Here is a 25,413-nt window from a genome sequence, read left to right as displayed (position 1 = left end):
ATTTTGAATAAAATGTACAGACCACAAACTCAGGAAAAATAAAGCCTACCTCGTCACACTTTTCTGCTCAAAATATGCAAAATAAATTTGTGTTTTACGATTAATATTCTTTCTTAATTTATCTTTTCTAGTAATTGACTTGGTTTTAAATTCCAAGGTGATTTTTTTTAATCTTTTCGTGGTATAGTAACGCCGTTTTGATCGCGTTATTACAAATAAAAAGCAGTTTTAGTCGGCAGCATCACGTTTTGTTATTGACTAATAAATGCCGGGGTGTAGAGTTGCGGTCGAAAGTGAGCGGTGCTTAAGTTCAGGGGAAGTAACTTGGCAAGACTACAGTAAAACAATGGATTGTTGTTTTTCTAAGTTATTGTTTTAAAAGACTAAACAATAAGTCTAACAAACAGATACTTAAGCACTATTGTAGTGTCTATTCATAATTTTGTTATAAAGAGAATTATCATGCCGATGTCGCTCGGAAATGCCTTTATCAAGAATTTCCTTGGTAAAGCGCCTGATTGGTACAAAGTTGCCATTATAGCCTTCCTAATTATTAACCCGATTGTCTTCTTCCTAATTGACCCATTTGTTGCAGGTTGGTTGTTAGTTGCGGAATTTATTTTCACACTAGCAATGGCGCTTAAGTGTTACCCACTTCAGCCAGGTGGTTTACTTGCAATTGAAGCGGTCGCTATCGGGATGACTAGCCCTGCCCAGGTGAAGCATGAGCTAGTTGCGAATATCGAAGTACTTCTACTATTGGTATTCATGGTTGCCGGTATCTACTTTATGAAGCAGCTTCTGCTGTTCATCTTTACAAAGATCCTGCTTGGTATTCGTTCGAAAACGCTACTCTCCCTCGCGTTCTGTTTCGCCGCAGCATTTTTGTCAGCATTCCTAGATGCACTGACTGTAATCGCGGTGGTTATCAGCGTAGCGGTAGGTTTCTACTCGATTTACCACAAAGTCGCTTCTGGTAACCCAATTGGTGATCATGACCATACTCAAGATGACACGATTACTGAGCTAACACGTGACGACCTTGAGAACTACCGTGCTTTCTTGCGTTCACTATTGATGCACGCAGGTGTGGGTACCGCGCTTGGTGGTGTAACAACCATGGTTGGTGAACCTCAAAACTTGATTATTGCTGACCAAGCAGGTTGGTTCTTTGGTGAGTTCTTGATCCGCATGGCTCCAGTAACGCTGCCTGTATTCTTCTGCGGTCTGATTACTTGTGCCGTTGTTGAGAAGCTTAAAGTGTTTGGTTACGGTGCGCAGCTGCCTGATAACGTTCGTCAGATCCTTGTAGATTTCGACCGTGAAGAGCGCAAGACTCGTACTAACCAAGACGTTGCAAAACTATGGGTTCAAAGCCTAATCGCGGTTTGGCTGATTGTTGCGCTAGCGCTTCACTTGGCAGCCGTTGGTTTGATTGGTCTTTCAGTGATTATTCTAGCAACATCGTTCACTGGTGTTATCGAGGAACACTCAATGGGTAAAGCGTTTGAAGAGGCACTGCCTTTCACCGCGTTACTTGCTGTTTTCTTCTCGGTTGTTGCGGTAATTATTGACCAAGAACTATTTAAACCTGTGATTGACTCTGTACTCGCAGTAGAAGATAAAGGCACACAGCTCGCTTTATTCTACGTAGCAAACGGTCTGTTATCGATGGTATCGGATAACGTGTTTGTTGGTACGGTTTACATCAATGAAGTGAAAGCGGCATTGATGGAAGGTTTGATCACTCGTGAGCAGTTTGACCTACTAGCAGTAGCAATCAACACAGGTACTAACCTACCGTCAGTTGCAACACCAAACGGTCAAGCCGCATTCCTATTCCTACTAACATCAGCACTGGCACCATTGATTCGTCTATCATACGGTCGCATGGTGATCATGGCGCTTCCTTACACGGTTGTATTAGCGCTTGTTGGTCTGATGGGTATCATGTTCTTCCTAGAACCAGCGACAGCATTCTTCTACGATGCAGGCTGGATTGTACCTAGTAGTGGTGATCTAGCTCCAGTTGTGTCAGGTGGACACTAAAAATTTGAGTTGATTAGGAAACTTATCCAAGTTAAAAAGCTCTGAGTAATCAGAGCTTTTTTATATTTCAAACAGGATCGTAATCGTGAGTATTTTTGCATCACTAAACCAGTTTTCGAAGGGACGCTTATCTTGGCTCCTCCTTCTTTTAGCTATCATCTTTTTTGAAGCTTGCGCCCTCTTCTTCCAACACGTAATGATGCTGGCACCTTGTGTCATGTGTATTTATGAACGTGTCGCTATGATGGGGATTGGCGTGGCTGCCATGATTGGTCTTGTTGCACCCAATAACCCATTAGTACGTTGGATTGCGCTCGCCGCATGGGCAGCAAGTGCTTACAAAGGCTTGATGTTAGCGATGCAACATGTGGACTATCAGTTCAACCCATCGCCATTTGCAACGTGCGATTTGTTTGTCACATTCCCTAGCTGGGCACCATTAAACCAATGGGTTCCGTGGATGTTTGAAGCATACGGCGATTGTGCGAAGATCGTTTGGCAGTTCCTTGGTCTTTCCATGCCTCAGTGGCTTGTGGTGATCTTTGCAGGTAACTTAGTCGCCCTTGCCTTGATTGTGATTGCCCAGTTCTTTGGCGGAAAGCGTAAAAACCCTATTCAGTAACGCTCCAACTGATTGCACTAAAAGCAGATTAAACCAATCAAAAAAGCCGACCTCATGGTCGGCTTTTTATCTTTAGTTCAATTACTTACCACAGCACTGCTTGAACTTCTTACCACTATCACATGGGCAAGGGTCATTACGACCGACATCCTTAAACGGATTCAAGCTCTTGGATTTTTTACCTACCATTAGCTCATCAGCACCAAGCGCCACTTCGTTAATCATCAAATCAAGCTGATCAATAAAATCCATTAGTGCTGGCGGTGTTTCAATACCCGCATCACGCATTTGCTGTTGCGTTTGCTCTTCATCAATCGCTAGCATCATTGTCGTAAGCAAAGCTTGCAACATACGCTCTAAGCCATCGTTGAGCACGACATCATGCCATTGCTCTTCGATCATGGACCATACAGACATAAAACCTTCAGCAAAGTCAGCTAACTGATCTGAATCATCGTTGGTCAACGCGAGAATCGAGTACTCATTTCTCAGGATGTAATTGTGTTGTTTGTGAATTTGCTCTTCGATGACAGGCTGAAGAGCTTTAAAGCCCTCACCAAGCAGTGGCTCTAGCCACGTTTCTGGCGCTAATGGTTTGGTGGTTAGGTTAGCAGCGAGCACTGCCCCTTCCAAAAACAATGAAGACTCATCGAACTGAACTTCACCTTTCTCAATTAATGTGTATTGCATGACATCTGGTTTCTCATAAATTTGGCGGAATTATACCCCAGAGCTTATACCCAAGTAACCTCGAGATGCTTGGGTATATAGGATGCTCGTTGATGTCACTCGATGCTGATGAGTCTTTTAATGACAAACTTCACTCACATCGCTACAATCGCCCTCTTTTTCCCCACCAAAGTGTATTAGGTAAACTATGCGAGTTGTATTAGGTCCAATGGAAGGCGTTTTGGACCATTTGATGCGCCAAATCCTGACCGAAATTAACGACTATGATCTGTGTGTGACAGAATTTGTTCGAGTGATCGATCAGCTTTTACCTGATCACGTATTCCACCGTTTGTGTCCAGAACTTCTTCAAGGGTCACAAACCGCGTCTGGCGTACCTGTTCACGTTCAATTACTTGGACAAGAGCCTAATTGGATGGCAGAAAACGCAATCAAGGCGGCAGAACTTGGTGCTCGTGGCATTGATCTTAATTTCGGATGCCCTGCTCGATTGGTGAATAAAAGTAAAGGTGGAGCGGCTTTATTGCAGCATCCGGAGTTGATCCATAACGTTGTAAAAGCGTGCCGTGACGCGGTACCTACGGATATTCCTGTTACCGCAAAAATCCGTTTAGGTTGGGAAAACCCTGAAGACTGCTTTGAAATCGTTGACGCGATTCAATCTGCCGGCGCGAATGAGTTAACGGTTCATGCTCGTACAAAGCAAGGTGGTTATAAAGCTTCTGAAATCAAATGGGAATACATCACAAAGATCCGCGAGCGTTTTGATATCCCGTTAATCGCAAATGGCGAGATTTGGAATTACGAAGATGGTCAACGCTGCATCGAAACGACTGGCGTTGATTCTCTGATGGTTTGCCGTGGTGCCTTTAATATCCCAAACCTTGGTAACATGGTGAAATACGATCATAAGCCAATGGCTTGGTCAGAAGTTGTCGAACTGCTGATTTACTACTCTCAATTTGAGATGAAGGGCGACAAAGGTCTGTATTACCCTAACCGCGTAAAACAATGGTTCTCCTATCTACGTCAAGCTTACCCAGAAGCCAACGAGCTATTTAGAGAAATCCGCACGTTTAACAAAGCCGCGCCTATTGTTGAACATATTCAGCGCTACCGAGATGAGTTGCAATCTCGCGTCGCTTAGCGCGGAATAAACCCATTAGTACATAAAAAAGGGCGATGATATCGCCCTTTTTTATTTCTCTATTCTTAATAGCAAATCTTGTTCTTGCCCGTGCTCTTCGCCTCGTAAAGCTTTTCATCGGCAAGTTTGAATAGCTCATCAAAGCTTTCCAGTTGAGGAGAAGACTGAAACTCAACCCCTCCCGACACTGTGAACCCACCAGACACCACTTTTCGTGAGTTTTTAGCAATTGCGCTTCGCACACGCTCTAAGATGCGAAGCATACTGTCAAAGTCTTCATCATAAATCGCTAAGACAAACTCTTCGCCACCAAAACGGGATGCGACGTCCGAGTGGCGGATGTTCTCGCGTATGCACTTTGCAACCAGACGGATAGCATCGTCGCCGACATCATGACCATGTGTATCATTGATTGCTTTGAAATCATCGATATCAAACACTGCGAGCGCAACATGTTTTTTGGTCATTTTATTGCGCCAAACCGCTTGTATGCCACGGCGGTTTAGCAGCCCCGTCATTGGGTCTTTTGCCGCCAGTTCTTGGAAATAACGGCGCTCTGTACGGGTATTCACTAAGAACAAGGCCACAGTACTCAGTACGTAGATGAAAAACGCTACAGCCACGCTGTACTTTTCAAAGACTAATAAATTCTTAAATTCATCCCACCAATTGTATTCATAGAATATGCGATGATTTGAGCTCAAACGCTCATGTTCTATTGGCTGTAAACGGATTACATGCTTAGGTATGTCCATCATTCCAGAGATGATATGTAACTTACCTATTAGGTTTTCATTCGTTTCAAGTAAGTTATCCACATCAAAATCTATGGATAAAACGCCTTGGTGTTTACCCTTTTCGTAGATAGGTACAGTCAGGCTCACTACTTGCCCATCGTGCCGATCTAACATCGGTGCGGGACCAGACATGGTTACTTTGACGGTTTCCTGCGCTGTTTTCTGCCAGAAAGGTCTCGCCTTTAAAGTCTCCCAAAGTGCTTTGGAAAAGTACTGAGCGTAAGTATCTGGAGAAGAAATAACATACCCACGCTGATCAATATAGTGAATACCAATCACATGTGATTCGATATCATGTAGAAATGACAAAGACGGAGCAAAGCCTGCTTTTTGTTCTGCCAACTTAAACAGTTTAGTTCCTGGTTCACACAGTTCTTTTTGTCCAACAATCATGTAGTCAAGCTCAACGGCAGGCAGACCTCCGGAGTGCTTGTTTTCTAAAAGCAGCACATCAATCGGCCAAACAAAACACAGATCATTTTTGATCATATGATTGTGCTCTTGAAACAGAGGGTGAGCTGGGTTGGAGTAGTTAACAAAGCTGTAATCCAGCGCCGTTAATACTTTGATAGCACGATTAATAGCACGATCAACTTGCGCGTACTCTAATGTAATGTAGCGATTCATCGCGTCGTAGTAGTTCTTTGCAGTCACCACCATGACGGCAAGGAATAATAGTAGGGGGAAGAAGATGACAAACTTGAGGCTAAATCGCCTTTTAGTACCCATTGAACACCATTGATTATAATAATATCAGCCCTTCGAAAGCTTAGGCTATCGAAGGGCTATTTATAGTTTTTCACTTATGTATTCATAAATTTTAATAAAGAAGGCGCTCGAAGTCACTCCATCTGCCATACTTTGCAGTTCATTGCTGGGATATTGACAGAAAAATGACGTTCAACAGGCATTAGTTCACCTTTGTCTAATAATTGATGCAGGTGTTTAGCATTTAAGCCAAGTTGCCACAATGGTAGGTTAACATCTTGGTCACTGCTGCTAAGGTTAAATGCCACAACTATTGCTTCATCTTGCCATTGACGCACATATGCCATGACTTGTTCACCACAATGAAGCCATTGTAAGCTACCACATTGTAGTGCCTTGTATTTCTTACGGATTTCTATCCATTCCTTATACAAAGGTAACCATTTAGAAGTCGTTATTTGGTCCCAAGGGAAACAACGTCGATTGTCTGGGTCGAGCCCTCCCTCTAGTCCAACTTCACTGCCATAATAAAGACAAGGTGTTCCAACGTAAGTCATCAATAATGCAAGCGCCATTTGCATTTTTTCTTCATTTCCATTTAATAGCGTCAGAAAACGGGCGGTATCATGACTGTCTAATTGATTAAGCTGCGACAGCTGATTTGCAAACGGTACTTTGGCACGAGCTTCATCTACCCATTCTTTGAAATCCAACGCATTGATATCAATCGGATCATACATAATGTCTTGTTTGGCAAATAACGCACGTACAGGGTGGGCAAAGCCATAATAGTTCATCGCTCCATCTTCTTGTCCACCTTGTAGCCACTGAGTTGCCTCAAAGAAGTGTTCACCTAACACATATGCATTCGGATTGGTGGACTTAGCAGCTTGACGGAAAGCTTCCACATAGTGGGCATTATTCTTCGCACCATCGCCCTCGCCTAGCATATGGATAACGTCGAAGCGCCAACCATCTACACAATACGGAGGTTTGAGCCAATGTTTGATCACAGCTTCTTCACTTTGGTAGATGTAATCACGTACCTGTTCATTTTCGAAATTGAGAACAGGGAGGTTACCAATCCCTTTCCAGCCAATATAGTTGTTGTTTTGACCTTCGAAGAAGTAATAATCACGGAAATCTGAATTGGGATTTCCATAAGCGCCCTGACCTTCTTGCTTGATATCAAACCAAGGATGATGAACAGACGTGTGGTTAAACACAGCATCCAAAACAATCTTCATTTGTTTGCCACGAATTTGCTCACACAACTGCGCAAACTGCTCATTCGTGCCAAACATAGGGTCAATCTGGAAGTAATCCGTTGTGTCATATTTATGATTACTTGGCGCTGTAAAAACTGGGTTAAAGTAAAGTGCTGTGACACCCAGACCGGATAGATAATCCAGCTTTTGTTCAATGCCTTTTAGATCCCCACCAAAGAACTCGCGAGCCCCCGTATTTTGGTGCGTTCCAACGGCATCTCCCCACGCCTTCACCATGGCACTTGAATCGTGATGTGCATAAGCATTTTTTATAGCGGTATGCTCCTGACTAGCAGCAAAACGATCTGGGAAGATCTGATAGAAGACTTGCTCTTGAACCCAGCTTGGCGGCTGAGATTGTACGTTTAACTTAAAGTGAAACTCTTTGGGCGGAACGCGCTTATGCACACCTCTCGCGTCTAACCAGAACTGGCTCGCCCCCTTAACAAGTTTAAACACGTAATGTGTCACGTCTCGATCTTTGTTTGGAGCAAACTGACCTTTCCACAACTGCAACTCACCAGCTTTACCATGAGGCTGCATCTCAATGAGATATTCTTCATTATCAGGCTCGCACCTTACGTGGATGCGATCGAATTGGGTGTCATCCGTTTTGAGAACGACGGTCAGCCGTTCACCGTCGAATTCAAGACCATCTTTCGTTTGGCTATGGAAGATAAATGGAAGGGACATGGCAAGTGCTCTTTGTGTTGGAATATTCCACTATTTTAATAAAGAGCTTCTGCCTAAAAATCCTCCTTTTAAAAATACCGTATGGGTCATTTTCTTAAGGAGGATCACGTTTGGTAGGCGTAGTCGATGAGCAGTCAATGCTAGTTTAGTAGGAGACTATCGTCAGCCAGCTCTTCTCCGCGCACTTTAGAGAACATTTCAAGCAAGTCGGGAACTTGCATATTTTTACGTTGCTCCCCTGCCACATCTAGCACTATTTCACCTTGGTGAAGCATGACGGTTCTGTCACCACATGCTAACGCGTCTTTCATGGAATGCGTCACCATCATCACAGTAAGGTCGAACTCAGTAACAATGCGTTTAGTTAAATCAATAACAAACGCTGCCATACGAGGGTCCAACGCGGCGGTATGCTCATCAAGCAACAACAGCTTACTGTCTGAAAGTGTTGCCATTACAAGGCTGACAGCCTGTCGCTGTCCTCCTGAGAGTAGACCAATGCTGTCACCTAAGCGATCTTCTAACCCCAAGCCAAGAATGCTGATGCGTTCCTGAAACAGCTTACGGCGTTTAGTAGAAAGAGCCATTCCCCAGCCACGACGTTTTCCTCGCATGTAAGCAAGCGCCATATTTTCTTCGATGGAAAGCTCGCCACATGTACCAGCCAATGGGTCTTGGAACACCCTCGCACATTGAGTAGCACGCTGAGCAACGGTTTTCCGTGTCACGTCTTTCCCATCAATGATCACCTTTCCACCAATCATTGGCGTTTCCCCCGTCACGGCTCCGAGTAGAGTTGATTTCCCCGCACCGTTAGAGCCAATCACCGTAAGAAATTGATGCTCAGGAACCTCTAGGGACACGCTCTTTAAGGCTCGATTTTCTAAAATCGTACCAGGGTTAAACGTCACCTGAATGTCATTAAGTTCAATCATAGCGCCTCCCCTGAGCCGTTTTTGGATGCCGCTTGTTTGGCATTACTCACTCGCTGCTTTGCTTTCATCCTCTGTTTAAGTTTCGGTGCAATTAGAGCGACCGCCACCAGCACCGCTGTCACCAGATTTAGATCCGATGCTTGCAAACCAAACATGCCGGAACTCAGCGCAAAAGCAACCACCAGACGGTACAGCACCGAACCAATAATTACCGCGCAAACAGCAACCCAGATTTTGCGTCCTGGAATCAAAGTCTGACCAAGGATCACCGCCGCTAAACCAACCACAATCGTCCCTACACCAGACGTGACATCGGCAAAGCTATTTGTTTGAGCAAACAGAGCCCCAGCAAAACCCACAAACCCGTTGGATAATGCCAAACCAAAATACGTGTAGAATCCCGTACTGGCTCCTTGTGCCGCGACCATTCGAGCGTTTACGCCTGTTGCTCTTAACCCTAAACCAAAATCACTATTTAGAAGGCGCACAACAAATAACGCAGAGAGTAAAACCAATACGCCCACGACCAATGGTCGGATGTACATTGCATCTCCCATGGCTTCAAAAGGCGTCAGAATCGTATCTTCGCCTAGTAGCGCCATATTCGGTTTTCCCATGATGCGGATGTTGATGGAAAATGCCGCAATCATGGTCAGGATTGAGGCAAGAAGATGAAGGATGCCGCAACGAACGGCAAGAAAAGCGGTGACCCACCCGGTCATGCCACCAGCGATTATCGCCAGTCCCGTTGCTAACCAAGGGTTGATGCCCGCAACGATGGCTGTTGCTGCAACAGCCGCCCCCATAGGGAAACTACCGTCAACGCTTAGGTCCGGAAAGTCAAGGACACGAAACGTAAGGTAAACGCCCAAAGCGACCAAGCCGTAGATAAGCCCTATCTCGAGCGCACCAAAAAAAGCAAATGCAGACATAACTGCTCCTTTCTGCATAAATCAGGTCGGCAGAACACCGACCTAAAAACAACGCTTACTGCATACTAGTTGCACGTTTCACAACAGAACCTGGCAATTGAATACCAAGCTTACTTGCCGCGCCTTCATTCACGACAAGATCGGAGCCCGTCGCCACTTTTACATCTAACTTACCCGGATCTTGCCCTTCAAGAATAGCTGCCACGTAATCGGCTGTTTGAACACCGACTTGGTAGTAGTCAAAACCTAAGCTTGCGATAGCCCCTTTCTCAACATATGACGTCGCGCCTCCAAATACCGGTTTCTTCGCTTGGTTTGCGGCAACGATCATTCCTTCAATCGCGCTTGCAACCGTGTTATCTGTTGGTGCGTAAATAATGTCCGATTTCGCTGCAATAGCTTGAGTTGCAGATTGTACATCTGCGCTTTTCAGTGCCGTCGCTTCCACAACTTTTAATCCTTTTGACTCTGCGCTCTCTTTCAATAACTGTACCAAGGTGACGGCATTTGCTTCCCCTGGGTTGTAAACCACGCCAATGGATTTCACCGAAGGTAAGATTTCCTGAATCAACGCAACGTGCTGTGCGACCGGAGATAAATCAGAGAGTCCTGTGACATTCTTTCCTGGTTGACTCATCGATTTGACCAACTTGGCACCAACAGGGTCCGTCACTGCAGTAAACACAACAGGAATAGAGCGAGTCGCAGAGACCAAAGCTTGTGCTGATGGCGTTGCTATACCAACGAGGACGTCTGGGCTTTCTCCTACATACTGGCGTGCGATCTGAACGGCGATTGCTGGATTACCTTGCGCTGTCTTGTAGTCAAACTCTAAGTTCTTCCCTTGTTCATACCCTTTGGCTATCAGACCGTCTAACAACCCTTGACGAGTTGCATCCAAAGCAGGGTGTTCAACAATCTGTGATACCGCGACAGTCGCGGTTTTAGCCAGAACGCTAGCGGAAGAAAAAGCCGTGGTCGTAGCAAGAATAGCAATGGCGAGTAAACGTTTTGTTTTCATCATGACTCCTTGATGTTTCTTCGTCCTTGAACTGCAAGCACAATGTTGCTGACGTACTCACGAGTCTTTGAAGTAGAAGATGGGATGTTGTGTTTATAGCTGCGCACTTTTTGTGCATCTAATTATCATTATTAACGCTAAGCCTCAGGAAAGAAAAGTAAGATTTAACAACAAAGTAACATTTGTGATCTCACAATCGGCACGAGAGGCGGTGATTACAAATAAGCAAAGAGTAAAAAACCATGTTGCGGGCATAAAAAATGGAGTGGCTAAAAGCACACTCCATTTCAATGAGTTGATGACCGAACAAGAAGATTAGAACCAACGCTCTAATGAAGTCTTATCCAGTTGGCGAAAAGCTCGGTTTAAAATTACTGCGAGCTCTTTATATCTTGGACGCGCTTTAGCAGGCTCTAAAGCAAATCCTGTTTCGGTAATTTTTTGGTGCAGCTCTCGATACCACGATGCTAAGGCAGGTGGCAACTTAGTATTGGAACGGCTGCCCAACCACCACATGCCTTGCAGTGGCATGCTGATTGCGAACAGTGCAACCACAATGGCTTGAGGAAGCGCATCATAATTGTTAAAAGCCATTTGAGTGAGCACACTGATTGCTGCGACCGCTGGCATCACTTTAATGCCAAAGCGTGTTGCTTTAATAATGCGTTGTTCGGGAAAAATGGCGTTCAGCTCTTTACGAACCGGCCAGATCTCCATGTAACTCTGACCGTCTTTCAGGCTATGGATCAATCCGACTTGTTTGCTCATACCGCTCTCTCACTAAAAAATAGTTGAACATTTCAACTGAAGGCGCAAAAAATTGATGAAAGTTAATATTCTTTCAAAATTTTTTTGTTATCATTGCCTATTATCGCTATCCTTTGCAGACCCTCAATCTCATTGTTGCCGTTATTTACAATTTAAGCAACTCCGAGATTTTATTCTGCACGGATCGCTTCATAGTGGTGGATGGGTTCATCACTATTCATTTATACGGAATTAGAACAATTTTTGACCAAGATTAGTACGCACCCTTGGCGGTATCGTCTATTCTTGTGATTAATTTTTCATCCTTTAACTGATTTTGATCAGACGAATAACAGGTAGTCACACATGTCTAAGCTAGTTTTAGTTTTAAACTGCGGTAGTTCTTCTCTTAAATTTGCTGTTGTTGATGCAGAAACAGGTGCAGAGCACCTATCAGGTCTTGCTGAATGTCTTCACCTTCCTGAAGCACGTATCAAGTGGAAACTTGACGGTAAACACGAAGCTCAACTAGGCAACGGTGCAGCACACGAAGAAGCACTAGCGTTCATGGTTGAAACTATTCTTGCTTCTAAGCCAGAGCTTAAAGCTAACCTAGGCGCTATCGGTCACCGTATCGTACACGGTGGTGAGCAGTTCACTCAATCTGCACTAATCACTGATGACGTACTAAAAGGTATTCAAGACGCTGCGACTTTCGCACCGCTTCACAACCCTGCGCACATCATCGGTATCGAAGCTGCTAAACACAACTTCCCAGAGCTTCAAAACGTTGCTGTATTCGACACTGCGTTCCACCAAACTATGCCTGAAGAGTCTTTCCTATACGCTCTTCCATACAAACTATACAAAGAGCACGGTATCCGTCGTTACGGCATGCACGGTACTTCACACCTATTCATCACTCGTGAAGTTGCAGGCCTACTAAACAAGCCAGTTGAAGAAGTAAACATCATCAACTGTCACCTAGGTAACGGTGCTTCTGTTTGTGCAATCAAGAACGGTCAATCTGTAGACACTTCTATGGGTCTTACTCCTCTTGAAGGTCTAGTAATGGGTACTCGTTGTGGTGATATCGACCCAGCTATCGTATTCCACCTACACGACGCTCTAGGTTACTCTGTTGAAGAAATCAACAACATGCTAACTAAAGAGTCTGGTCTTGCTGGTCTAACTGAAGTGACTTCTGACTGTCGTTTCGTTGAAGACAACTACGGTGAGAAAGAAGAAGCAACTCGTGCAATGGACGTGTTCTGTCACCGTCTAGCTAAGTACGTAGCTGGTTACACTGCTTCTATGGAAGGTCGTCTAGACGCAATCACGTTCACTGGCGGTATCGGCGAAAACTCTGGTCCTATCCGTGAAATGGTTCTAAACCGTCTAGGTATCTTCGGTATCGAAGTTGATGGTGAAGCTAACCTTAAAGCACGTTTCGGCGGTGAAGGTACTATCACTACAGCTAACAGCCGTATCCCAGCAATGGTTATCTCTACTAACGAAGAGCTAGTAATTGCTGAAGACACTGCACGCCTAGCAGGTCTTTAATAGATTTAACTGGCTAGCCACTCGGCTAGCCAGTTTTTCTTCCAAAAGAATTTCTTAGGGGCTTAACTCCTATTCTCTGAATTATTCATGGAATAAGAGTTGAGCTTTTATCCCCCAATAGCTAAAGGTACTCTACGAATGTCTCGTACTATTATGCTTATCCCTGCAAGTGCTGGTGTTGGTCTAACTAGCGTAAGCATGGGTGTTCTTCGCGCAATGGAGCGCAAAGGCGTTAAGGTTTCTTTCTACAAACCAATTTCACAGCCACGTTCTGGCGGTGATCAACCTGATCTAACTTCAACTATCGTTGGTTACAACAGCGATATGAAGATCGGTCAACCACTAGCGATGTCTGTTGCTGAAAGCCTAATCGGTAACGACAACATGGACGAGCTGCTAGAAACTGTTGTTGAGCGTTACAACCAAATCAACAAAGATGCAGACGTAACGCTTATCGAAGGTCTAGTACCAACTCGTAAGCACCCATTCGCTAACCAAGTGAACGCGGAAATCGCAGCGACTCTAGGCGCGGAAATCGTTCTTGTTGCAACTCCTGGTACAGATAACCCAGCTCAACTTAAAGAGCGCATCGAAGTAGCATGTTCTAACTTCGGTGGTACTAAGAACAAGAACATCTCTGGCGTAATCATCAACAAGCTAAACGCACCTGTTGACGAAGCTGGCCGTACTCGCCCTGACCTATCTGAAATCTTTGATGATGCAGACAGCGCGAAGCAAAACGAAATGAAAGTGATGGAAATCTTCAACACTTCTCCAATTCGTGTACTAGGTTGCGTGCCATGGAGCATCGATCTGATCGCTACTCGTGCTATCGATATGGCTCAGCACCTAAATGCTGACATCATTAACGAAGGTGACATTGCGACTCGTCGTATTAAGAGCATCACTTTCTGTGCACGTTCTCTGCCAAACATGATTGAGCACTTCAAACCAGGTTCTCTACTTGTTACTTCTGCAGACCGTCCAGACGTAATCGTTGCGGCAGCACTTGCAGCAATGAACGGTGTTGATATCGGTGCAGTTCTATTGACTGGTGGTTACGACATCCCTGAAGAGATCACTGGTCTTTGTAAGCCAGCGTTCGAAACTGGTCTACCGATCTTCAAAGCACAAGGTAACACTTGGCAGACTTCTCTAAACCTACAGAGCTTCTCTATCGAAGTACCTGCAGACGATAAAGAGCGTATTGAGTTCATCAACGAGCACGTTGCTGGTCACATCGACGGTAACTGGATCGAGTCTATGACTGAAGGTACTCAGAAGTCTCGTCGTCTAAGCCCACCAGCATTCCGTTACCAGCTAACTGAGTTCGCTCGTAAAGCTGGCAAACGTATCGTTCTTCCTGAAGGTGATGAGCCACGTACAGTTAAAGCTGCGGCTATCTGTGCTGAGCGCGGTATCGCTGAATGTGTGCTTCTAGGTAACCCAGACGAAATCCGTCGCGTTGCTGCACAACAAGGCGTTGAGCTAGGTGCTGGCGTAACTATCATCAACTCTGATGAAGTTCGTGAAAACTACGTTGCTCGTCTAGTTGAACTACGTGGCGCGAAAGGTATGACTGAAGTTGTTGCTCGTGAGAAGCTACAAGATTCAGTATTCCTAGGCACAATGATGCTTGAGAACGACGAAGTAGACGGTCTAGTTTCTGGTGCGGTTCACACCACAGCAAACACTATCGTTCCTCCGTTCCAAATCATCAAGACTGCACCTGATGCGTCTATCGTATCTTCTGTATTCTTCATGCTGCTACCTGACCAAGTATTGGTTTACGGTGACTGTGCGATCAACCCAGATCCAACAGCTGAACAGCTTGCTGAAATCGCTATCCAATCTGCTGATTCTGCAGCGGCATTTGGTATCGACCCTCGCGTTGCTATGATCTCCTACTCTACTGGTGAATCTGGTAAGGGTGCAGACGTAGATAAAGTACGTGAAGCGACTAAGATTGCTCAAGAGAAGCGTCCAGATCTAGTGATCGACGGTCCTCTACAGTACGACGCAGCGATCATGGAAAACGTGGCAGCTTCTAAAGCGCCTAACTCTCCAGTAGCAGGTAAAGCAACAGTATTCGTATTCCCAGACCTAAACACTGGTAACACGACTTACAAAGCGGTACAACGTTCAGCAGACCTAGTATCTATCGGTCCAATGCTGCAAGGTATGCGCAAGCCTGTAAACGACCTATCTCGCGGTGCACTAGTAGACGATATCGTGTACACAGTTGCTCTAACTGCGATTCAGGCAGATCAAGCTGACCAAGCAAAAGAAAAAGCAGTTAACTAATAACTTCGCTTCTTCCAAAATAATAAAACCTCGCCACGGCGAGGTTTTTTTTCATTTCGTATTCGGATAAATCAATACAAAGCCAAAAACAAAATAGCACCAGAAAGCACGCATCCAACCATGACGGGCGCAACTCTTCTCCACAATGCCTTATCCCCTATTGCGACAACCATCCCCATTTTCACCACTGTATTGACTGATGCCGCGATAAGAATACCCAGTGCCGCGGTTTCCACACTTAGGGTTTGGGTACTTTGTCGCCCAAGAGCAAGGGAAATAGCATCGACATCTGTAATGCCGGATAGCGCAGATAGTATCAGAACACCAGCATTACCAAACAGATCAGACAGTGCATGCGATAACAGCATAATCACAGCCAATACGACACCGAAGAACAACGCCGATTGCAATGCCAAAGGATTGGTTTGTTTATTTGATTGTTCCACCTTCCCTACCTCACTTCGACGCCATATCCACCAAGCAGGGAAGTAAAGAGCAATCATCATAATCATGACGATGGGCCACAACAATGTCACTAACTGAGGGTTAATCACTGACAGCACAATTAGCAGCCTAGGAAACATGGTACCGCAACTCAATAGTATGCCGCTTGCTAGCAAAGGGCTGATACTCGATTGTTCGCGTGAAAGATGGGAGAACTGCAGTGTGAGCGCAGTAGATGAGCTTAAGCCAGCGAAGACAGAAGTAAACAAAATGCCTCGCTTCGCCCCACCAATTTTAATCGCAAAGTAGCCCACAAATGAAATACTGGCAATCAACACCACCATCCACCAAATCTCATAAGGATTAAGTGCATTCCAAGGACCGTAAGCTTGATTAGGTAAGAGCGGCAACAAGACGATGGAAATGAGCAGCAGGCGCAAAGCGGCATCAAGCTCGTACTCTTGGAGGCGTTGAAGCGCCTGATGAAGTTCTCTCTTGTTGTCCAGAACAACTGCGGTGATAACGGCAGCTGCCGCAGCAAGAACAGGCTCACCGGATACAGCCAAACTACCAAGAACAAACGTAATGACTAAACTGACGACGCCAGTAATGCTGATGTCTTCACTCTTTTTCTGCTGAATAACAAACGCAATGCAAGCAAGAATAACCAAGGCAATAAGAGCAAAACCGAGTAGCAAAGGCGTATACAGATTGGCAAGAATCCCAACCAAGCCACCAAGCAAACCGACTAAAGAAAAGGTGCGGATACCTGCAACGCGACTGCCTTCGACGCTATTACGCATCACCCAGCCACGTTGTGTTCCCACAATCGCACCCAAAAGCAGAGCAACAAACAGATTCCAAATTAGATGCTCGCCACTGACAAACTCGTTGATATCCATACCCCACCTCGGTCAAAGATCGGTTGTTATATCATCAGTTTATGTGATTGGTAGGAAGAAGCTGTGATGCTAAGAAGATATTGAGAAAAAAGAAAACCGCCACATCAAATGGCGCTTTTCTTAGAGGTTTTAAACTTAGATAGATTCTCGACCATGAGGTGAATCCAAATCTAATTCAGGACCTTTCGGTACCACTTGTGTTGGGTTGATGCCAGTATGGCTAAAATAATAGTGACGCTTTATGTGGTAGAAGTCCGTGGTTTCTGCCACACCCTCTATTTGATACAGCTCTTTCAAATAACCTTGAATGTTTGCGTAATCAGCAATACGTTGTTTATTACACTTGAAATGGCCAACATACACCGCGTCAAAACGCACAAGAGTAGTAAACAAGCGCCAATCCGCTTCAGTGATTTTATTACCTGCTAAGTAGCGATGCGTCGCAAGATGGGCATCAATTTTATCCAAAGCATCAAAGAGTGAATCAAAAGCTTCTTCATACGCCTCTTGAGTTGTGGCAAACCCGCAACGATAAACACCGTTATTCACGTTTGGATAGATGTAATCATTCCATTCGTCAATCACACTTTGAAGTTGCTCCGGGTAATAATCATCATGATTGCCTGTTAGCTCATTAAACTCAGAGTTAAACATTCGGATGATTTCTGACGATTCATTCGACACAATGGTATTGGTCTTCTTGTCCCATAATACTGGCACTGTAACTCGACCAGTGTAATCCGGTTTAGCTTCAGTATAAATTTGATGCATACGGGAGTAACCAAATAATGGCTCAGGCAATCCCATCTGCCAGCCCTCGTTTAGCATATCAGGACACACCACGGTGACATCGATGTGTTTTTCTAACCCTTTGAGACTTCGAAAAATCAACGTTCGGTGCGCCCAAGGACAAGCAAGTGAAACATACAAGTGATAGCGACCAGACTCTGGTTGATAGGTTGCATCCGGTTTGTTTTTAATCCAGTTGCGAAACCCTGCATCTTCTCGCACGAATTTACCGCCACTTGATTTAGTGTCGTACCATACATCGTGCCAAACACCTTCAACTAACTTACCCATGACTGCTCTCCTCAGATTCTGTTTTCCACTATATTAGCGAATCATGCAAAGCTTAAAATCCAACCGCTTAGTTCAACTTGTTCAAGAATTTCGAATGAACTAAATCAAGCCTAGATCGTAGGCATAAAAAAAGCGCGACCCTATAAAAGGAGCCGCGCTTAAGCCCGTCACAGGCCGAATCTAATTACACTGCTACGTGCAAACAAGAAACTGCATGAATATCAGAACCTTGGATATTTGGTTTTGTCTTTGCACACTCATCCGTTGCTTGAGGGCAACGAGTACGGAATACACAGCCCGATGGTGGGCTGATCGGAGATGGTAGATCACCTTCTAACATCTGGATCTTCTTACTGCGTTCAATTTCCGGATCTGGAATAGGCACAGCAGACATTAGTGCACGAGTGTATGGGTGCTTTGGATCTGCAAACAACGCATCTGCTTCACCCAGCTCCACAGCATTACCGAGGTACATAACCAGTACGCGGTCAGAAATGTGTTTCACAACTGATAAATCGTGCGCGATGAACACCAATGAAAGACCAAGCTCTTTTTGCAGCTCTTTCAATAGGTTAACTACCTGAGCCTGAATCGATACATCCAGTGCTGATACTGGCTCGTCACAGATAATCATCTTAGGTTTTAAAATCAGAGCACGTGCGATACCAATACGCTGACACTGACCACCAGAGAATTCGTGTGGGTAGCGGTTGATAACGTTTGGTAGAAGACCTACCTTCGCCATCATCTCTTTAACGCGGTCTTTCACTTCTTGCTTAGTCAGCTCTGGGTAGAATGTCTCTAATGGTTCAGCGATGATGTCACCAACCGTCATACGTGGGTTAAGAGAAGCCAGAGGATCTTGGAAAATCATTTGGATTTCTTTACGCGTTTCACGACGTTGGACGTCTTTCATTTTTGTCAGATCTTGACCCAACCAAACCACTTCACCGTCTGTTGCTTCCACCAGACCAATGATGGCGCGAGCAAATGTCGATTTACCACAACCGGACTCGCCTACTACACCAAGGGTCTCGCCTTCGTATAAACGAACGTTTACGCCGTCTACCGCTTTTAGGCTTGACGGTTTTGACCAAGGCCACGCAGATTTTGATGCAATGCTGAAGTGAACTTTCAGATCAGATACATCCAGAATTAGCTTTTTATCTGTACTCATTTGCTCCAAGCCTCCCATTCAGAAAAACATGCACGCTGACGACCATCACCAAATGGCGTCAGAATTGGTGCTTCACGCTTACAACGATCCATCACGCGATGGCAGCGATCTTGGTAAGGACAGCCAGGTGGTAGACGAAGCAAGTTTGGCGGGTTGCCAGGAATCGTTGGCAGAATCTCGCCTTCTGTATCTAGACGAGGAATAGCCTTCAATAGACCTTCTGCGTATGGGTGGCTTGGGTTGTAGAAGATTTCGTTCACTGTGCCGTACTCCATGGTACGACCCGCGTACATAACCAGTACTTTGTCACATGAACCTGCAACAACACCAAGGTCGTGCGTGATCATGATGATTGCAGTGTTGAACTCAGATTTCAGCTCGTTCAGCAGATCCATGATCTGCGCTTGAACCGTAACGTCCAATGCCGTTGTTGGCTCATCCGCAATAAGCAGTTTTGGACGACACAACAGCGCCATTGCGATCATTACACGTTGACGCATACCGCCCGAGAACTCGTGTGGGTACATAGTGATACGCTTACGAGCTTCTGGGATTTTTACCGCTTCAAGCATACGAACAGACTCTTCGAATGCTTCTGCTTTGCCCATACCTTTGTGCAGCATCAGTACTTCCATCAGCTGATCACTGACTTTCATGTATGGGTTAAGAGAGGTCATCGGGTCTTGGAAGATCATAGCGATCTGTTCCGCTCGAACCTTGTTAAGCTCTTTTTCTGGAAGGTTAAGGATTTCTCGACCTTCAAATTTCGCGCTACCAGAGATAATACCGTTCTTAGCCAGTAGACCCATGATTGCGAATACAGTTTGTGACTTACCTGAACCAGACTCACCTACGATACCTAGGGTCTCGCCTTGATTCAGAGAGAAGTTCAAATCGTTTACTGCGGTTACGATACCATCTTGCGTGGTAAATTCGACGCGCAGATCTTTGACATCTAATAAACTCATCATTGCTTCCTTTATTCTTTCTATTTTTAATTATCTGTCTTTTGGATCCAGCGCATCGCGCAGACCGTCACCAACGTAGTTGAAGCAGAATAGAGTCACAACCATGAACGCTGCTGGGAATGCCAGCTGCCAGATTGCTACTTCCATTGTTTGTGAGCCTTCTTGTAGAAGTGCGCCCCAACTTGTCATTGGTTCCTGTACACCAAGACCAAGGAATGAAAGGAATGATTCCGTTAGAATCATGCTTGGGATAAGTAGTGTTGAATAAACCGCTACGATACCCAATACGTTTGGAACGATGTGGCGAGTGATGATCTTCCAGTTGCTCACACCACAAACGTGTGCCGCTTCAATAAACTCTTTACTACGCAGGCTTAGCGTTTGACCACGTACGATACGAGCCATATCTAGCCATGCGATAGCGCCGATAGCGACGAAGATAAGAACAATGTTACGACCGAAGAATGTTACCAGTACGATAACTAGGAACATGAACGGTACCGCATATAGGATCTCAAGAATACGCATCATGATACGGTCAACTTTACCGCCAATGAAGCCAGAAGCCGCACCGTAAAGTGTACCAATCACAACCGCAACTAATGCACCTAGAACACCAACCATTAGAGAGATACGACCACCAATCAGCGTACGTACGTAAAGGTCTCGACCTAGGCTGTCTGTACCAAACCAGTGCTCAGCACTCGGACCAACGTGCATTGCATACCAGTCAGTATCATCAAAAGCGTAAGGGGCAATCATCGGTAAGAAGATTACCGCTAGGGTCATCAATGCAAGAATGAACAAGCTCACCATCGCCGCTTTGTTACGCATAAAGCGGATACGGGCATCTTGCCACAAACTACGGCCTTCAACTTCCAGGTTCTCTGCAAATTTCTCGACCGCTTCAAGATTCTCTTTTTTCGTTAACATAACCATACTTCCCTGTTAGTAGCGAATTTTCGGGTCAATCATTGCTAGCAGAATATCAACGATAGCGTTGAATAGAATGAATAGGAAACCAATCAGAATGGTCACACCCATTACTAGCGAGTAGTCACGGTTGAAGGCAGCGTTGACAAACAGCTTACCGATACCAGGCAGACCAAAAATGGTCTCGATAACAACCGAACCTGTGATGATACCTATAAACGCTGGTCCCATGTATGACACAACAGGAAGCAGAGCTGGTTTTAGTGCGTGTTTCAGGATGATGTAACGGTAACTTAGACCTTTTGCGCGAGCGGTACGAATAAAGTTACTGTTCAATGTTTCGATCATCGAGCCACGAGTGATACGTGCGAAAGTCGCCACGTAGAGCAATGACATACCGATCACAGGTAGCACAATGTATTGCCACCCTCCGTCATGCCAACCACCCGCGGGGAATAAATTCCAATGGAGAGAGAACAAGTAAATCAGAGCAGGAGCCAATACGAAGGACGGCATAACTACCCCGAGCATCGCCGTTGACATTATGGCGTAGTCCACCCAAGTATTCTGCTTGAGTGCGGCTATGGTTCCAACCGTCACCCCCAAAATTACAGTGAAGATAAAGGCGATAAAACCAACCTTCGCTGATACTGGTAACGCAACAGAGATTAGCTCATTTACTGTGTAATCTAAGTATTTGAATGAAGGACCAAAATCACCTTGGATAACGTTGGTCAAATATGTGGTGTATTGCTCAAATACAGGCTTATCTAGACCGTATTTAGCTTCAATGTTCGCCATAACTTCTGGCGGTAATGGGCGCTCGCTCGAGAATGGGTTACCCGGTGCGAAACGCATGAGAAAGAAAGATACGGTGATCAAAACCAACATGGTTGGGATCGCCTCAAATATCCTTTTTGCGATGAATTTAAGCATAAACTCACTCTTTCAGTCTGTGACAGTTAAAATGTAAATGATAGGCTGCACACGCTCCTTCAATGGTGCGTGTGAGCCTTATTCTTATAGTTTTGAAGTGACTTTAATTAGTCAGCTTTGATGTAAAGATCTTTGGTGTAGATCTTTTCTTCCGCGTTGTTTGCAGGGAAACCACCAACGTGCGGATTTAATAGACGAGAACGAACATACTGGTAGATAGGCGCAATTGGCATATCTTTCGCCATCAGTTGCTCAGCTTCTAGGTAAATTTTGGTACGCTCTTCTTCAGAAGTCGATTTGATCGCTTTATCAATCAGAGCATCGTACTCTTTATTACCCCAGTGCTGACCACCAGTTGTGTTCGAGCTAACCATTAGGGTTAGGAATGAAGATGCTTCGTTGTAGTCACCACACCAACCGGCGCGTGCCACTTCGAAATCACCTTGGTCTTTAGTCGATAGGTAAGTTTTCCACTCTTGGTTTTCTAGCGTTACGTCTAGACCTAGAGTTTTCTTCCACATAGAACCTAGTGCTACTGCTAGTTTCTTGTGGTTCTCATCCGTGTTGTATAGAAGAGAGAATTTAAGTGGGTTGTCTTTACCGTAACCCGCTTCAGCCAATAGGCGTGCCGCTTCTGCATTACGCTCTTTTTGCGTCATCTTGCCGTAAGCTGGTAGCTCAGGGTTGAAATGCGCTGTAATTTCAGGCGTTAGGAAGTAAGCAGGCTTCTGACCTTGACCAAGAATTGCGTTTGCTACGATGTTACGGTCGATAGCGTAAGAAATCGCTTTACGAACGCGAACGTCGTTGAATGGTTCTTTCTTAGTATTGAATGAGTAGTAGTAAGTACACAGGCTACCTTCAACCGATACTGATTCTGGGTGCTCTTTTTTCAGACGTTTAAAGTGCTCTGTCGGCAGTTTAGACGTGAAATCAATTTCACCAGATAGGAAACGGTTCATTTCAGCAACACCGTTCTCAATTGGAAGGTACGTTACTTTGTTGATAACCGTTTTGTCGTTATCCCAGTATTCGTTGTTGCGAACAAGCTCTAGACGCTCATTCACAACCCAGTTGTTTACGACATAAGCGCCGTTACCTACGAAGTTTTCTGGTTTCGTCCACTGATCACCAAACTTCTCAACTGTCGCTTTATGTACTGGTTTCATTGTTGTGTGACCAGCCATCATTACAAAGTAAGGAACGGCGGTATCTAACTCAACCACTAGCGTGTGGTCGTCAGTCGCTTTAACACCGAGCTCGCTCTTGTCTTTTTTGCCCGCAACGATGTCTTTTGCATTCTTCATCTTGGTGTATTCCATGTACCAAGAATATGGTGAAGCCGTCGCAGGATCGACCGCACGCTGCCAGCTGTATACAAAATCTTGCGCTGTTACAGGATCGCCGTTAGACCATTTTGCGTCTTTACGTAGATGGAAGGTGAAAGTTTTGTTGTCTGAGGTTTCCCAGCTCTCAGCTACACCAGGGATAGTGTCGCCGTCTGCATTTTGGTTCACTAAGCCTTCAAGAAGATCACGAATCACATGCGACTCTGGAACCCCTTGAGATTTGTGCGGGTCGATTGTTGCAACTTCAGTACCGTTACCACGAACGAGTTCTTGTTTATCTGCTAGTTTAGTGCCTGCTGGAACGTCAGCAGCGAAAGCGGTAGAAGAAGAGGCAGCCACTGCCAGACCAGCACCTAGAAGAAGGGCTTTGGTGATTTTGTTCTTATACATGCGTAAAACTCCAAGTTTTTCATTAGCATCCATGACTTCTCTGCAAGGGACTGGAACGGTCAGAATTTTAGAATTTTTTAGTACACTTTCTGAGCACAAAACACTAAAACCTTACAAAGACTGCGGCACACATTAGCAATCATTGAAGTAATTTGCCATAAAAATGTAGCAAAAAAACTAATAATTCTGTAATTAGTGCTCATATTTAGCAATAAATACTACATAGTTTGTATTGGGTAGATAAATGCAGATTTGCGAGTTCATTTGGCAGGCAAAACTGTCGATAAATCTAAATTCAAACTCTTTGGTAGCATCTTATGCTAGATATATGTATAAAAATTAACATTTGTGACACATTGAGTCTAATTAATAATTGCATATATCTTGTTCGATATTTTTTATTGTGAACAAGGTCACCGAGAGGTGAAAGGAAGGAAAGGGGATGAATTTATCAGCAGGTCAAAGTAGGAAGTAAACTCCGTTTTTATCGTAAAAAAAGAAAAAGCCAGATGAGATGAACATCTGGCTTTAGTAGATTTGGTCGCAGAATAAAAAACGGTTCTACTTTTCCCAACGCTGCGCAGCTTGATGGTCAGTATCTCGTGACTCAATCCAGCGGTTATCGCTCGTTGTACGTTCTTTTTTCCAGAATGGCGCTTTAGTCTTTAGGTAATCCATAATGAATTCACAAGCATCAAATGCCGCACCTCGATGAGCGCTTGAGACTCCTACGAACACAATTTGATCGCCGGTATCAAGGTCACCAACACGATGAATCACACGGACTCCAAGTAATGGCCAACGTGATTCCGCCTCATTACAGATATCGATCAGGCTTTTTTCTGTCATTCCAGGATAATGCTCTAAGTGCAGACCGATCACATTATCACCAAGATTCATATCACGAACCTTACCGATAAACGTAACAACGGCTCCAGACGCAGTGCCTTCCGACAAGCGCTGATATTCTTGATCAACAGAAAAGTCTTCAGCCTGTACAGAAACACGAGGATCCATCTTAACCTCCTGTCACTGGAGGGAAGAAAGCAACTTCATCACCCTCTTTCACTTCAGTATCCAGTGGGACAATAGATTGGTTTACTGCAGCGAGCAATTTACCAGGCTCAAGGGCGAGATCCCACTTACCTTCTGTACCTTCACCAATTTCAACCAAGTGAGCACGAATCGCTTCAACATTGTTGAATTGATCATCGAGCTCAAGCGCATCGATACCAACCAGTTCACGCGTTTGAGCAAAGAAAAGAACTTTAATCATTATTCCGCCTTGAAGTGACCAGATTTACCACCCGTCTTCTCTAGAAGACGAACTTGACCAATAACCATGTCTTTTTGTACCGCTTTACACATATCGTAAATCGTCAATGCAGCTACAGAAGCTGCCGTTAGCGCTTCCATTTCAACACCAGTTTTACCTGCTAGCTTGCAAACGGATTCAATGCGTACCATGTTCTCAGCTTCAATTGCTTCAAGTTGTACTTCTACTTTCGAAAGCAATAGAGGATGGCAAAGTGGAATTAGGTCCCACGTTTTTTTTGCCGCTTGAATACCAGCGATGCGTGCGGTTGCAAACACATCACCTTTATGATGTTGGCCAGAAACAATCAATTGCAGAGTTTCAGGTGCCATGTGAACGAATGCTTCTGCACGCGCCTCACGAACCGTTTCCGCTTTCGCTGATACGTCGACCATGTTCGCTTCGCCAGACGCATTGATATGTGTAAATTGGGTCATGGTTTT

22 protein-coding genes are annotated in these 25,413 nt (G+C 44.9%); 5 read left to right on the top strand and 17 right to left on the bottom strand.

Annotation, left to right across the window (positions count from 1 at the left end; translation table 11 throughout):
* Positions 1 to 462 precede the first annotated feature (462 nt).
* A complete protein-coding gene (gene nhaB / locus AACR11_RS23325) occupies positions 463 to 2,049 on the top strand; it encodes a Na(+)/H(+) antiporter NhaB (RefSeq protein WP_009698498.1) in 1,587 nt (528 codons plus the stop codon).
* Positions 2,050 to 2,134: 85 nt separating this feature from the next.
* Positions 2,135 to 2,671 carry a disulfide bond formation protein DsbB gene (gene dsbB, locus AACR11_RS23320; protein WP_029790457.1) on the top strand — a complete coding sequence of 179 codons (537 nt, stop codon included), beginning with the start codon at positions 2,135 to 2,137 and terminating at the stop codon, positions 2,669 to 2,671.
* Positions 2,672 to 2,752: 81 nt separating this feature from the next.
* Here dsbB and AACR11_RS23315 read toward each other — a convergent pair whose 3' ends face one another.
* The gene (locus AACR11_RS23315; RefSeq protein ID WP_005444758.1) at positions 2,753 to 3,361 is read right to left on the bottom strand and encodes an SEC-C metal-binding domain-containing protein; all 609 of its coding nucleotides are present in this window, start codon (positions 3,359 to 3,361) and stop codon (positions 2,753 to 2,755) included.
* Positions 3,362 to 3,548: 187 nt separating this feature from the next.
* Between AACR11_RS23315 and dusC the strand changes: the two genes are divergently transcribed.
* On the top strand, positions 3,549 to 4,508 hold the full coding sequence (gene dusC / locus AACR11_RS23310) for a tRNA dihydrouridine(16) synthase DusC (RefSeq protein ID WP_005444756.1): 960 nt from the start codon (positions 3,549 to 3,551) through the stop codon (positions 4,506 to 4,508).
* A 65-nt stretch (positions 4,509 to 4,573) separates the two neighbouring features.
* Here the strand turns inward: dusC and AACR11_RS23305 are convergent, their stop codons facing one another.
* The 6 genes from AACR11_RS23305 to yfbV form a co-directional block, all read right to left on the bottom strand.
* Complete coding sequence (locus AACR11_RS23305) at positions 4,574 to 6,034, bottom strand: sensor domain-containing diguanylate cyclase (protein ID WP_017189371.1); 1,461 nt, start codon at positions 6,032 to 6,034, stop codon at positions 4,574 to 4,576.
* Between the two features lie 113 nt (positions 6,035 to 6,147).
* Complete coding sequence (gene malZ / locus AACR11_RS23300; protein WP_029790458.1) at positions 6,148 to 7,974, bottom strand: maltodextrin glucosidase; 1,827 nt, start codon at positions 7,972 to 7,974, stop codon at positions 6,148 to 6,150.
* 140 nt (positions 7,975 to 8,114) lie between these two features.
* Entirely contained in the window at positions 8,115 to 8,909 is a 795-nt protein-coding gene (locus AACR11_RS23295; RefSeq protein ID WP_005444750.1) for an ABC transporter ATP-binding protein, read from the bottom strand.
* Positions 8,906 to 9,841 (bottom strand): ABC transporter permease, encoded by a 936-nt coding sequence (locus AACR11_RS23290; RefSeq protein ID WP_029790459.1) that lies wholly within the window; start codon positions 9,839 to 9,841, stop codon positions 8,906 to 8,908. The genes AACR11_RS23295 and AACR11_RS23290 overlap by 4 nt, the downstream gene beginning before the upstream one ends.
* Before the next feature lie 55 nt (positions 9,842 to 9,896).
* The gene (locus AACR11_RS23285) at positions 9,897 to 10,862 is read right to left on the bottom strand and encodes an ABC transporter substrate-binding protein (protein ID WP_029790460.1); all 966 of its coding nucleotides are present in this window, start codon (positions 10,860 to 10,862) and stop codon (positions 9,897 to 9,899) included.
* 315 nt (positions 10,863 to 11,177) lie between these two features.
* On the bottom strand, positions 11,178 to 11,630 hold the full coding sequence (gene yfbV, locus AACR11_RS23280; protein WP_005444743.1) for a terminus macrodomain insulation protein YfbV: 453 nt from the start codon (positions 11,628 to 11,630) through the stop codon (positions 11,178 to 11,180).
* 345 nt (positions 11,631 to 11,975) lie between these two features.
* Between yfbV and AACR11_RS23275 the strand changes: the two genes are divergently transcribed.
* Both AACR11_RS23275 and pta read left to right on the top strand, forming a co-directional pair.
* Positions 11,976 to 13,172: an acetate kinase gene (locus AACR11_RS23275; protein ID WP_005444740.1), complete on the top strand. Its 1,197-nt coding sequence runs from the start codon at positions 11,976 to 11,978 to the stop codon at positions 13,170 to 13,172.
* Between the two features lie 138 nt (positions 13,173 to 13,310).
* On the top strand, positions 13,311 to 15,476 hold the full coding sequence (gene pta / locus AACR11_RS23270) for a phosphate acetyltransferase (RefSeq protein WP_005439640.1): 2,166 nt from the start codon (positions 13,311 to 13,313) through the stop codon (positions 15,474 to 15,476).
* A gap of 71 nt (positions 15,477 to 15,547) precedes the next feature.
* Here the strand turns inward: pta and AACR11_RS23265 are convergent, their stop codons facing one another.
* From AACR11_RS23265 to moaC, 10 genes are all read right to left on the bottom strand, one after another.
* On the bottom strand, positions 15,548 to 16,822 hold the full coding sequence (locus AACR11_RS23265) for an MgtC/SapB family protein (protein WP_029790462.1): 1,275 nt from the start codon (positions 16,820 to 16,822) through the stop codon (positions 15,548 to 15,550).
* Positions 16,823 to 16,957: 135 nt separating this feature from the next.
* The gene (locus AACR11_RS23260; RefSeq protein WP_029790463.1) at positions 16,958 to 17,902 is read right to left on the bottom strand and encodes a glutathione S-transferase family protein; all 945 of its coding nucleotides are present in this window, start codon (positions 17,900 to 17,902) and stop codon (positions 16,958 to 16,960) included.
* Between the two features lie 184 nt (positions 17,903 to 18,086).
* Positions 18,087 to 19,079: a murein tripeptide/oligopeptide ABC transporter ATP binding protein OppF gene (gene oppF, locus AACR11_RS23255; RefSeq protein ID WP_009698507.1), complete on the bottom strand. Its 993-nt coding sequence runs from the start codon at positions 19,077 to 19,079 to the stop codon at positions 18,087 to 18,089.
* Positions 19,076 to 20,047: an ABC transporter ATP-binding protein gene (locus AACR11_RS23250; RefSeq protein ID WP_005444728.1), complete on the bottom strand. Its 972-nt coding sequence runs from the start codon at positions 20,045 to 20,047 to the stop codon at positions 19,076 to 19,078. Before AACR11_RS23250 ends, oppF begins: the two co-directional genes overlap by 4 nt.
* Positions 20,048 to 20,077: 30 nt before the next feature.
* A complete protein-coding gene (gene oppC, locus AACR11_RS23245) occupies positions 20,078 to 20,980 on the bottom strand; it encodes an oligopeptide ABC transporter permease OppC (protein WP_005444726.1) in 903 nt (300 codons plus the stop codon).
* A gap of 15 nt (positions 20,981 to 20,995) precedes the next feature.
* Entirely contained in the window at positions 20,996 to 21,916 is a 921-nt protein-coding gene (oppB, locus tag AACR11_RS23240; RefSeq protein ID WP_079325142.1) for an oligopeptide ABC transporter permease OppB, read from the bottom strand.
* Between the two features lie 107 nt (positions 21,917 to 22,023).
* On the bottom strand, positions 22,024 to 23,655 hold the full coding sequence (locus AACR11_RS23235; protein WP_009702147.1) for an ABC transporter substrate-binding protein: 1,632 nt from the start codon (positions 23,653 to 23,655) through the stop codon (positions 22,024 to 22,026).
* A 561-nt stretch (positions 23,656 to 24,216) separates the two neighbouring features.
* Positions 24,217 to 24,672 (bottom strand): molybdopterin synthase catalytic subunit MoaE, encoded by a 456-nt coding sequence (moaE, locus tag AACR11_RS23230; RefSeq protein ID WP_009702831.1) that lies wholly within the window; start codon positions 24,670 to 24,672, stop codon positions 24,217 to 24,219.
* A 1-nt stretch (position 24,673) separates the two neighbouring features.
* On the bottom strand, positions 24,674 to 24,931 hold the full coding sequence (gene moaD, locus AACR11_RS23225; protein ID WP_005444716.1) for a molybdopterin synthase sulfur carrier subunit: 258 nt from the start codon (positions 24,929 to 24,931) through the stop codon (positions 24,674 to 24,676).
* Positions 24,931 to 25,407: a cyclic pyranopterin monophosphate synthase MoaC gene (gene moaC / locus AACR11_RS23220; RefSeq protein ID WP_005444714.1), complete on the bottom strand. Its 477-nt coding sequence runs from the start codon at positions 25,405 to 25,407 to the stop codon at positions 24,931 to 24,933. Before moaC ends, moaD begins: the two co-directional genes overlap by 1 nt.
* Positions 25,408 to 25,413 lie beyond the last annotated feature (6 nt).

Origin of the sequence: Vibrio sp. L85, assembly GCF_963871815.1 — a bacterium.
GTDB lineage: Bacteria > Pseudomonadota > Gammaproteobacteria > Enterobacterales > Vibrionaceae > Vibrio > Vibrio harveyi.
The sequence above is the reverse complement of the archived record's forward strand: the minus strand, read 5'-3'. Positions and strand labels throughout refer to the sequence as shown.

What these genes read in the sequence shown, in the direction of transcription:
- nhaB (WP_009698498.1), top strand. Translation starts at nt 463, where the DNA reads ATGCCGATGTCGCTCGGAAATGCCTTTATCAAGAATTTCCTTGGTAAA.
- AACR11_RS23315 (WP_005444758.1), bottom strand. Translation starts at nt 3,361, where the DNA reads ATGCAATACACATTAATTGAGAAAGGTGAAGTTCAGTTCGATGAGTCT.
- dusC (WP_005444756.1), top strand. Translation starts at nt 3,549, where the DNA reads ATGCGAGTTGTATTAGGTCCAATGGAAGGCGTTTTGGACCATTTGATG.
- AACR11_RS23305 (WP_017189371.1), bottom strand. Translation starts at nt 6,034, where the DNA reads ATGGGTACTAAAAGGCGATTTAGCCTCAAGTTTGTCATCTTCTTCCCC.
- malZ (WP_029790458.1), bottom strand. Translation starts at nt 7,974, where the DNA reads ATGTCCCTTCCATTTATCTTCCATAGCCAAACGAAAGATGGTCTTGAA.
- AACR11_RS23295 (WP_005444750.1), bottom strand. Translation starts at nt 8,909, where the DNA reads ATGATTGAACTTAATGACATTCAGGTGACGTTTAACCCTGGTACGATT.
- AACR11_RS23290 (WP_029790459.1), bottom strand. Translation starts at nt 9,841, where the DNA reads ATGTCTGCATTTGCTTTTTTTGGTGCGCTCGAGATAGGGCTTATCTAC.
- AACR11_RS23285 (WP_029790460.1), bottom strand. Translation starts at nt 10,862, where the DNA reads ATGAAAACAAAACGTTTACTCGCCATTGCTATTCTTGCTACGACCACG.
- yfbV (WP_005444743.1), bottom strand. Translation starts at nt 11,630, where the DNA reads ATGAGCAAACAAGTCGGATTGATCCATAGCCTGAAAGACGGTCAGAGT.
- AACR11_RS23275 (WP_005444740.1), top strand. Translation starts at nt 11,976, where the DNA reads ATGTCTAAGCTAGTTTTAGTTTTAAACTGCGGTAGTTCTTCTCTTAAA.
- pta (WP_005439640.1), top strand. Translation starts at nt 13,311, where the DNA reads ATGTCTCGTACTATTATGCTTATCCCTGCAAGTGCTGGTGTTGGTCTA.
- AACR11_RS23265 (WP_029790462.1), bottom strand. Translation starts at nt 16,822, where the DNA reads ATGGATATCAACGAGTTTGTCAGTGGCGAGCATCTAATTTGGAATCTG.
- AACR11_RS23260 (WP_029790463.1), bottom strand. Translation starts at nt 17,902, where the DNA reads ATGGGTAAGTTAGTTGAAGGTGTTTGGCACGATGTATGGTACGACACT.
- oppF (WP_009698507.1), bottom strand. Translation starts at nt 19,079, where the DNA reads ATGAGTACAGATAAAAAGCTAATTCTGGATGTATCTGATCTGAAAGTT.
- AACR11_RS23250 (WP_005444728.1), bottom strand. Translation starts at nt 20,047, where the DNA reads ATGAGTTTATTAGATGTCAAAGATCTGCGCGTCGAATTTACCACGCAA.
- oppC (WP_005444726.1), bottom strand. Translation starts at nt 20,980, where the DNA reads ATGTTAACGAAAAAAGAGAATCTTGAAGCGGTCGAGAAATTTGCAGAG.
- oppB (WP_079325142.1), bottom strand. Translation starts at nt 21,916, where the DNA reads ATGCTTAAATTCATCGCAAAAAGGATATTTGAGGCGATCCCAACCATG.
- AACR11_RS23235 (WP_009702147.1), bottom strand. Translation starts at nt 23,655, where the DNA reads ATGTATAAGAACAAAATCACCAAAGCCCTTCTTCTAGGTGCTGGTCTG.
- moaE (WP_009702831.1), bottom strand. Translation starts at nt 24,672, where the DNA reads ATGGATCCTCGTGTTTCTGTACAGGCTGAAGACTTTTCTGTTGATCAA.
- moaD (WP_005444716.1), bottom strand. Translation starts at nt 24,931, where the DNA reads ATGATTAAAGTTCTTTTCTTTGCTCAAACGCGTGAACTGGTTGGTATC.
- moaC (WP_005444714.1), bottom strand. Translation starts at nt 25,407, where the DNA reads ATGACCCAATTTACACATATCAATGCGTCTGGCGAAGCGAACATGGTC.